A 6,714-nucleotide genomic window follows, 5' to 3' on the forward strand; every position below is an offset into this window, starting at 1 on the left:
GCCGGGTGAGCAGCCCCTTCCAGCACGAGGCGGTCGACCGCGACGCCGCGCCCCAGTACGTCCTGCCCCTGGTGGTCCGGATCGAGCGCGAGGCGCCGCCGGCCCGCACCGACGCCCTGCAGACCGCGGCCCGGGCCGTCCTGACCCTACTGTCCGACGAGCGGGCGACCGACGAGGACGGCGAGTGGACGGAGGTGGTCCACGCCTGGCAGGACGCCCGCATCCGCAAGGTCGTACGGCGCGCCCGCCGCGGGGAGTGGCGCCGGGCCGAGGCCCTGCCGGGTATCACCGTGACCGGCGAGACCGCGGAGGTCCGGGTCTTCCCGCCGGTCCCGCTCGACGGCTGGCCGAAGGACCTGGCCAAGCTCCAGGTGTCCGGCACCGAACTCGACGACCCCGAGCCGCCCCCGCCCGCCGACCCGGCCCACCCCGTCCTGTGGATGGCACCCGACATCACCATGTCCGCCGGCAAGGCCATGGCCCAGGCCGGCCACGGCGCCCAACTCGCCTGGTGGGAGCTGTCCCCCGAGGAGCGCCGCGCTTGGCGGGAAACGGGGTTCCGACTTGCCGTGCGCACGGCAACCCCTGCGGCCTGGCGGGGCCTGACCGGGTCCGGGCTCCCCCTCGTCCGCGATGCGGGCTTCACCGAGATCGCTCCCGGGTCGGCGACGGTCATCGCGGACGTTCCGGCGCTTCGGGGCTAGCCGGACCCTTCGGCGTGGTGGGTCCGGCTGTTGAGGGGCCACCCGCCGGTGGGTGGCTTGTCGCGCGGTTCCCCGCCCCCCCAACGGGGCAGCCCGGCGGGTCCGCTCAGGCGAGCCCGGCGACCAGTTCGGCGACGGGGCGGCGGCGCCCCGTGTAGAAGGGCACCTCCTCACGGACGTGCAGCCGCGCCTCGGAAGCACGCAGGTGCCGCATGAGGTCCACGATCCGGTACAGCTCGTCCGCCTCGAACGCGAGAATCCACTCGTAGTCGCCCAGCGAGAAGGAAGCGACCGTGTTGGCCCGCACATCGGGGAAGCCCCGCGCCATCTTGCCGTGGTCGGCCAGCATCCTGCGACGGTCCTCGTCGGGCAGCAGGTACCAGTCGTAGGAGCGCACGAACGGGTAGACGCTGACGTACGCGCGCGGCTCCTCGTCCGCGAGGAACGCCGGCACGTGCGACTTGTTGAACTCCGCCGGCCGGTGCAGCGCCATGTTGGACCACACCGGGGCCAGCGCCCGGCCGAACGAGGTGCGGCGGAAGAGGTTGTACGCGTCCTGGAGCGCCTCGGCGGTCTCCGCGTGCCACCAGATCATCAGATCGGCGTCGGCCCGCAGCCCGGACAGGTCGTAGGTGCCGCGCACGGTGACGTCCTTCGCGGCGAGCTGCGCGAACAGCTCCTCCACCTCGTCCGCGTAGCCGGTGCGGTCGGCCGGCAGCACGTCCTTGAGCCGGAACACCGACCAGAGCGTGTAGCGGATGACCTCGTTGAGATCCTTGGCCTTCTTGCCCGCGTTGGCGGGCCGGTTCTGGGTGGCGTCGGCCGCGGCTGCTGCTGCGGCGGAGTCGAGGGCGCGATCGGCGGTCGAATCGGTCATACGGCTATTCTCCCGCGCCGCCCGCGCCGCCCGGCACCAGGGTGGCCAGCACCTCGGCGGCGGCCCGGCGCCCGCTGCCGACGCAGGCGGGGATGCCGACCCCGTCGTACACCGCGCCGCACAGCGCCAGGCCCGGCAGCTTCGCGGCCTGCTCGCGCAGCCGCCGCACCCGGTCCACGTGCCCGACCGCGTACTGCGGCAGCCCGCCGTCCCAGCGGGTGACCCGGGCGGCGACCGGCGCGGCCCGCAGGCCCACCGCCTCGCCCAGGTCCTCCCGGGAGAGCCGGACCAGGTCGGTGTCGTCCCAGGCGAGGTCGGCGGTGTCGCCGTGCCGCCCGACCGAGGTGCGCAGCACGAACGTGTCGCCGCCGGCCTCGTCGAGCCAGCCCCACTTGCGGCTGGAGAAGGTGGCCGCCTTGATCGTCCGGCCGTCCACCGGAGGCACCAGGAAGCCGCTGCTGAGCGGGAGTTGGAGCACGTCTCGGCGGCGGAAGGCCATGGTGACCAGCGCCATGCTCGCGTACTCGACCGCGCCCAGCTCGGCCGCGGCGGCCGGTGCCTCCTCGGCGAGCAGCGCGGCCGCGACGGGTGCGGGCGCCGCGATCACCACCGCGTCGGCGGTCAGCTCGCGGCCGTCCAGGCCGACCCGCCACTCGTGCGGGCCGGTGCGCCGCAACTCCCGTACGGGGGTGCCGGTCGCGATCCTCACGCCCGCGGCGCGGCACGCGTCGGCCACCGCGAGCGGCAGCCGCCCGATCCCGCCGCGGATGCCGTTGAAGACCGGGCCGCCGGTCGAGGCGGCGGCCGCCTTGCGCTGGATGCCGCGGGCCGCCTCGATCAGCGAGCGGCTGTCGCGGGCTGCCGCGTAGAGCTGCGGTACGGCGGCGCGCAGCGAGATCTCGTAGGAGTTGCCCGCGTAGACGCCGCCGAGCAGCGGTTCGACCAGCCGGTCCACCACCTCGCGGCCCAGCCGGGCGGCGACGTAAGCGCCGATGCCCGTGTCCTCGCCGATGTCGGTGCGGGGCAGCACGTGGTCGAGCGGGATACGGGCCAGGCCCGCGGCCGTCAGCACCCCGGAGGCGGCGAGCGGGGCGAGGTCGCCCGGCACGCCCATCACATGGCCCTGCGGCATCGGGCGCAGCCGGTCGCGGGTCCACAGCGTGGCGCCCCCGACGGCGGGCGGCTGGAGGTCGTCGGCGAGCCCGACCTCGCGGGCCAGCCGCACCGCCTCGGGCCGCCGGGCGAGGATCGACTCGGCGCCGAGGTCCACCGGGGCGCCGGCGATCTCGTCGGCGTACAGCTTGCCGCCCAGCCGCTCCGCGGCTTCCAGCAGCGTGACCTGGGCGCCGCCCTTCGCGAGGTCCAGGGCCGCGGTCAGTCCGGAGATCCCGCCGCCGACCACCACGACCCGCCCGGGGACCCGCGCCGGGCCGTCCGAGGCGCCACGCCCGTCGCCCTGATTACCTCGGCTGTCCCGGCCGTCACGCGTCTGGCTCATGGCTCCACTGTCGCAGACGCCGGAACGAGTTCCGAACGTGACCCCTTCGGAACCGCGCGCCTGAAACCCGCCGCGGGCCGGGCCCGTCCAACCGTCGATCGCGACCCAACAGCCCTGACACCGGGGGGATTTGATGACCCACACGCAGATCTGGCGAAGAACGGACCGGGCTCGGCCGCGGCGCCTCGGGCGCAGGGGCGCGGCCGGTCTCGCGCTGCTGCTGGCCGCCGCCGTGGCCGTCGGGGGGTGCAGCGCGTCCAGCGGCAGCGACTCGTCCGGGGCGAAGTCGGCGGACGCGGGAGTGAAGCGGGCGGCCGACGCGCCCTTCTCCGCGGCGTCGACCGCGCCCTCCGGTGCCACCGGCTCCGGCAGCACCGACTCCGGCGCCGCGCACGGCAGCGCACCCGGCGGCACGCCGACGGGCACGCCGACGCCGGCCAGCTACCTCGTGCGCACCGCGACCCTCGGCGTCCGCACCCCGCACGTGCAGGACCAGCTCGCCAAGGCCCGGCAGTACGCCACCCGGGCCGGCGGTTACGCGGGCGACGAGACCACGACGGTCGACGCGAGCGGCCGGGCCACCTCCACGATCCAGCTCAGGGTCCCGCCGGACGCGTACGACACGGTGCTCGCCGAACTCGGCGGCCTCGGGCGCCTGCTGGAGCGCAAGGTGAGCGTGGCGGACGTCACCGGGCAGGTCGTCGACGTCGGCAGCCGGATCAAGTCGCAACAGGCCAGCGTGGCGCGGGTGCGGGCCCTGATGGACAAGGCGACCGACCTGGACGACGTGGTGAAGCTGGAGAGCGAGCTGAGCACCCGGGAGTCGGCGCTCGAAGCGCTCGAAGCGCAGCAGACGTCGCTCAGGTCGCGTACCGACCTCGCGACGATCACGCTCAAGCTCTCCGAGCCGCCGGCCGCTCCGGCGCGGGCGAAGCCCCACCACCCCAGCGGCTTCTGGACCACCGTGGGGCACGCCTTCGGCACCGGCTGGCACGGCTTCCGCGTGGCGGTGCGAGGGGTGCTGGTCGCCTTCGCGGTCGTCCTGCCGTTCGCCGCGGTGGTCGCCCTCGGGTTCCTGGCATACCGCCTCGTGCGCCGCAAGGTGGTGCGCAGGGCGCCCTGATCCGCGGCGGCGGGGGTCCTGCCGGTTCCGGGTGCCCCCGCCTGCGAAGGGGGCACCCGGGCGGGTCCGCTACCGCTCGGTCGAGGTGTGGACGTACTCCACGAGGCGGGTGATGGCGTCGGGGTCGGTGCTGGGGAGGACGCCGTGGCCGAGGTTGAAGATGTGGCCCGTGCCGGACGCGCGGGCCGCTTCGAGGACTTCCGCGGCCTTCGCCTCGACCGCGGCGGTCGGGGCGAAGAGCACCGAGGGGTCGAGGTTGCCCTGGAGCGCCTTGCCGGGGCCGACCCGGCGGGCCGCCTCGTCCAGGGGCACCCGCCAGTCGACGCCGACCACGTCGGCGCCGGCCTCGCCCATCAGCCCGAGCAGCTCCCCGGTGCCGACGCCGAAGTGGATGCGGGGCACGCCGTAGCCCCCGATGGCGTCGAGGACCCTCGCGGAGGCGGGCATGACGTGCCGCCGGTAGTCCGCGGGGGCGAGGGCGCCGACCCAGGAGTCGAAGAGCTGCACCGCGGAGGCGCCGGCCTCGATCTGCACCTTGAGGAAGCTCGTGGTGATGTCGGCGAGCCGGTCGATCAGGTCCCGCCACAGCTCGGGATCGCCGTACATCATCGCCTTGGTGCGCTCGTGGTTGCGCGAGGTGCCGCCCTCCACGAGGTAGCTGGCCAGGGTGAAGGGCGCGCCGGCGAAGCCGATCAGCGGGGTGGCGCCGAGCTCGCCGAGGAGCAGCCCGATCGCCTCGGTGACGAAGGAGACGTCGTCGGGCTCCAGGTCGCGCAGCCGGGCGAGGTCGGCGCGGGTGCGGATCGGTTCGGCGATCACCGGGCCGAGTCCGGGCTTGATGTCGACGTCCATGCCGATCGCCTTGAGCGGCACCACGATGTCGCTGAAGTAGATCGCCGCGTCCACGGAGTGCCGCCGCACCGGCTGCATGGTGATCTCGGCGGCGAGTTCGGGCCGGGTGCAGGACTCCAGGATCGGGATGCCCTCGCGCACCTTGTGGTACTCGGGCAGCGACCGCCCGGCCTGGCGCATGAACCACACCGGGGTGTGCGGCACGGACTCGCGCCGGCAGGCGCGGATGAACGGGGAAGCAGCGGTCTGCTGGTGCACACTCACACCCCGTATCCTCCCACGCCCCGGAACACCGCCGCGCCCGGCCGGCGTTTCTCCGTCGCCGCACCCGCCTCCTTCGGCAGCACGCCGTGACACAAGGGGTGTTGGTGCGGGCGTGCGGCTGGGTGGCGGCCTAGTCTTCCGGGCATGGCTGCGGTTCACGGGCACTCGCCGGACGAGGCTCCCTTCTCCTTCCGGCGCGCGGTGGACGGTCTGCGGACCGCCCGGGCCCGCACCGAGGTACGGATCGAGGAGGTGCCGGCGCCGCGCCGGCTCGCCTCGTACGCCTTCGCGCTGGAGGCGACGGTGCTCGCCGACGGGGAGGAACTGGCCGACGGCCGGCTGGTGCTGCTGCACGAGCCGGACGGCCATGACGCCTGGCACGGCGAGTTCCGGGTGGTCACGCTGGCCCGGGCCGAGCTGGAGCCGGAGATGGCGGGCGACCCGCTGCTGCCGGAGGTGAGCTGGTCCTGGCTGACCGGCGCGCTGGCGGCCCGCGGGGCGGCCTACCACGAGCCGAGCGGCACCGTGTCCCGCGCGTCCTCGCACTACTTCGGCGGCCTGTCCGAGCGCAGGGACGACACGCAGATCGAGATCCGCGCGTCGTGGACGCCGTACGACCGGCCGGGCCTCGGCGGTCCGGACACGGCGGCGCACCTGGTGGCCTGGTGCGACCTGCTGTGCGCGTGCGCGGGCCTGCCGCCGACCGACGGTCCCGACCCGTCCGGGCGGCCGGTGAGCGGCGTGGTGCCGCTGCCGAAGCGCAGGACCTGACGGTCCGTCCCGGCGCTGTTCGATCGGCCGTCCGATTTGCCGGAATTGTTCTCCAACAAATCGTGATCTTTCCCTAAAGCCGGGAGCAAATGCTGCCGAAGGAGACTGTGACCGTTTCAGTCCCCTTTGCACAGGAGGCCCGGTGTCCGTTCTTCTCGAGCAGCCCACGAGCCTGGTCGCCTACCGTCCCAGCAAGCCGACGGCCATGGTCGTCGTGGCCGATCCCCGGGTTCGCTCCACTGTCACCCGACACCTGTGGGCGCTCGGAGTCCGGGACGTGATCGAGGCTTCCTCCATCGCCGAAGCCCGCCCCAGGGTCGGCAACCCGCGCGACATCTGCGTCGCCGACGTCCACCTGCCCGACGGCTCCGGCCTCACCCTGCTCGCCGAGACCCGCGCGGCCGGCTGGCCCAACGGCCTGGCGCTCTCGGCCGCCGACGACATCGGCGCGGTGCGCAACGCACTGGCCGGCGGCGTGAAGGGCTATGTCGTCACCGGCACCCGCAACACCGCGGGCGCGCTGGCCGGCCGCCCGCCTGGGACCTGCCGTGGGCGCCGGAGTCCGCGGGTCGGGCCCGGGACCTGACCGCCGCGGAACTGGCCGCATGGCACCTGGACGACCTCG

General features: G+C 74.6%; 6 protein-coding genes and 1 pseudogene. 4 read left to right on the forward strand and 3 right to left on the reverse strand.

Annotation, left to right across the window (positions count from 1 at the left end):
* Positions 1 to 5: 5 nt before the first annotated feature.
* Positions 6 to 704, forward strand: coding sequence for an aminoacyl-tRNA hydrolase (locus AB0399_RS34715; protein ID WP_366414000.1), 699 nt, complete (start codon positions 6 to 8; stop codon positions 702 to 704).
* A gap of 106 nt (positions 705 to 810) precedes the next feature.
* On the opposite strand, the gene hemQ is transcribed toward AB0399_RS34715, so the two are convergent.
* Together hemQ and hemG are read right to left on the reverse strand one after the other, a co-directional pair.
* Positions 811 to 1,581: a hydrogen peroxide-dependent heme synthase gene (gene hemQ / locus AB0399_RS34720; RefSeq protein WP_328470469.1), complete on the reverse strand. Its 771-nt coding sequence runs from the start codon at positions 1,579 to 1,581 to the stop codon at positions 811 to 813.
* Positions 1,582 to 1,585: 4 nt separating this feature from the next.
* Complete coding sequence (gene hemG, locus AB0399_RS34725; protein ID WP_366414001.1) at positions 1,586 to 3,079, reverse strand: protoporphyrinogen oxidase; 1,494 nt, start codon at positions 3,077 to 3,079, stop codon at positions 1,586 to 1,588.
* Between the two features lie 133 nt (positions 3,080 to 3,212).
* On the opposite strand from hemG, the gene AB0399_RS34730 reads away from it, so the two are divergent.
* Positions 3,213 to 4,202 carry a DUF4349 domain-containing protein gene (locus tag AB0399_RS34730; protein WP_366414002.1) on the forward strand — a complete coding sequence of 330 codons (990 nt, stop codon included), beginning with the start codon at positions 3,213 to 3,215 and terminating at the stop codon, positions 4,200 to 4,202.
* A 69-nt stretch (positions 4,203 to 4,271) separates the two neighbouring features.
* Here AB0399_RS34730 and hemE read toward each other — a convergent pair whose 3' ends face one another.
* Positions 4,272 to 5,327, reverse strand: coding sequence for a uroporphyrinogen decarboxylase (gene hemE, locus AB0399_RS34735; protein ID WP_329373817.1), 1,056 nt, complete (start codon positions 5,325 to 5,327; stop codon positions 4,272 to 4,274).
* A 135-nt stretch (positions 5,328 to 5,462) separates the two neighbouring features.
* On the opposite strand from hemE, the gene AB0399_RS34740 reads away from it, so the two are divergent.
* Together AB0399_RS34740 and AB0399_RS34745 are read left to right on the forward strand one after the other, a co-directional pair.
* Complete coding sequence (locus tag AB0399_RS34740) at positions 5,463 to 6,089, forward strand: DUF3000 domain-containing protein (protein ID WP_329363834.1); 627 nt, start codon at positions 5,463 to 5,465, stop codon at positions 6,087 to 6,089.
* A gap of 142 nt (positions 6,090 to 6,231) precedes the next feature.
* Positions 6,232 to 6,594, forward strand: a pseudogene (locus AB0399_RS34745) (response regulator); the annotation flags it as partial.
* Positions 6,595 to 6,714 lie beyond the last annotated feature (120 nt).

The sequence above is a fragment of the Streptomyces sp. NPDC088194 genome, assembly GCF_040702025.1.
In the GTDB taxonomy this organism is placed as follows: Bacteria; Actinomycetota; Actinomycetes; order Streptomycetales; family Streptomycetaceae; genus Actinacidiphila.

Coding starts and splice junctions, on each gene's coding strand:
- hemQ (WP_328470469.1), bottom strand. CDS start 1,581: ATGACCGATTCGACCGCCGATCGCGCCCTCGACTCCGCCGCAGCAGCA.
- hemG (WP_366414001.1), bottom strand. CDS start 3,079: ATGAGCCAGACGCGTGACGGCCGGGACAGCCGAGGTAATCAGGGCGAC.
- AB0399_RS34730 (WP_366414002.1), top strand. CDS start 3,213: ATGACCCACACGCAGATCTGGCGAAGAACGGACCGGGCTCGGCCGCGG.
- AB0399_RS34740 (WP_329363834.1), top strand. CDS start 5,463: ATGGCTGCGGTTCACGGGCACTCGCCGGACGAGGCTCCCTTCTCCTTC.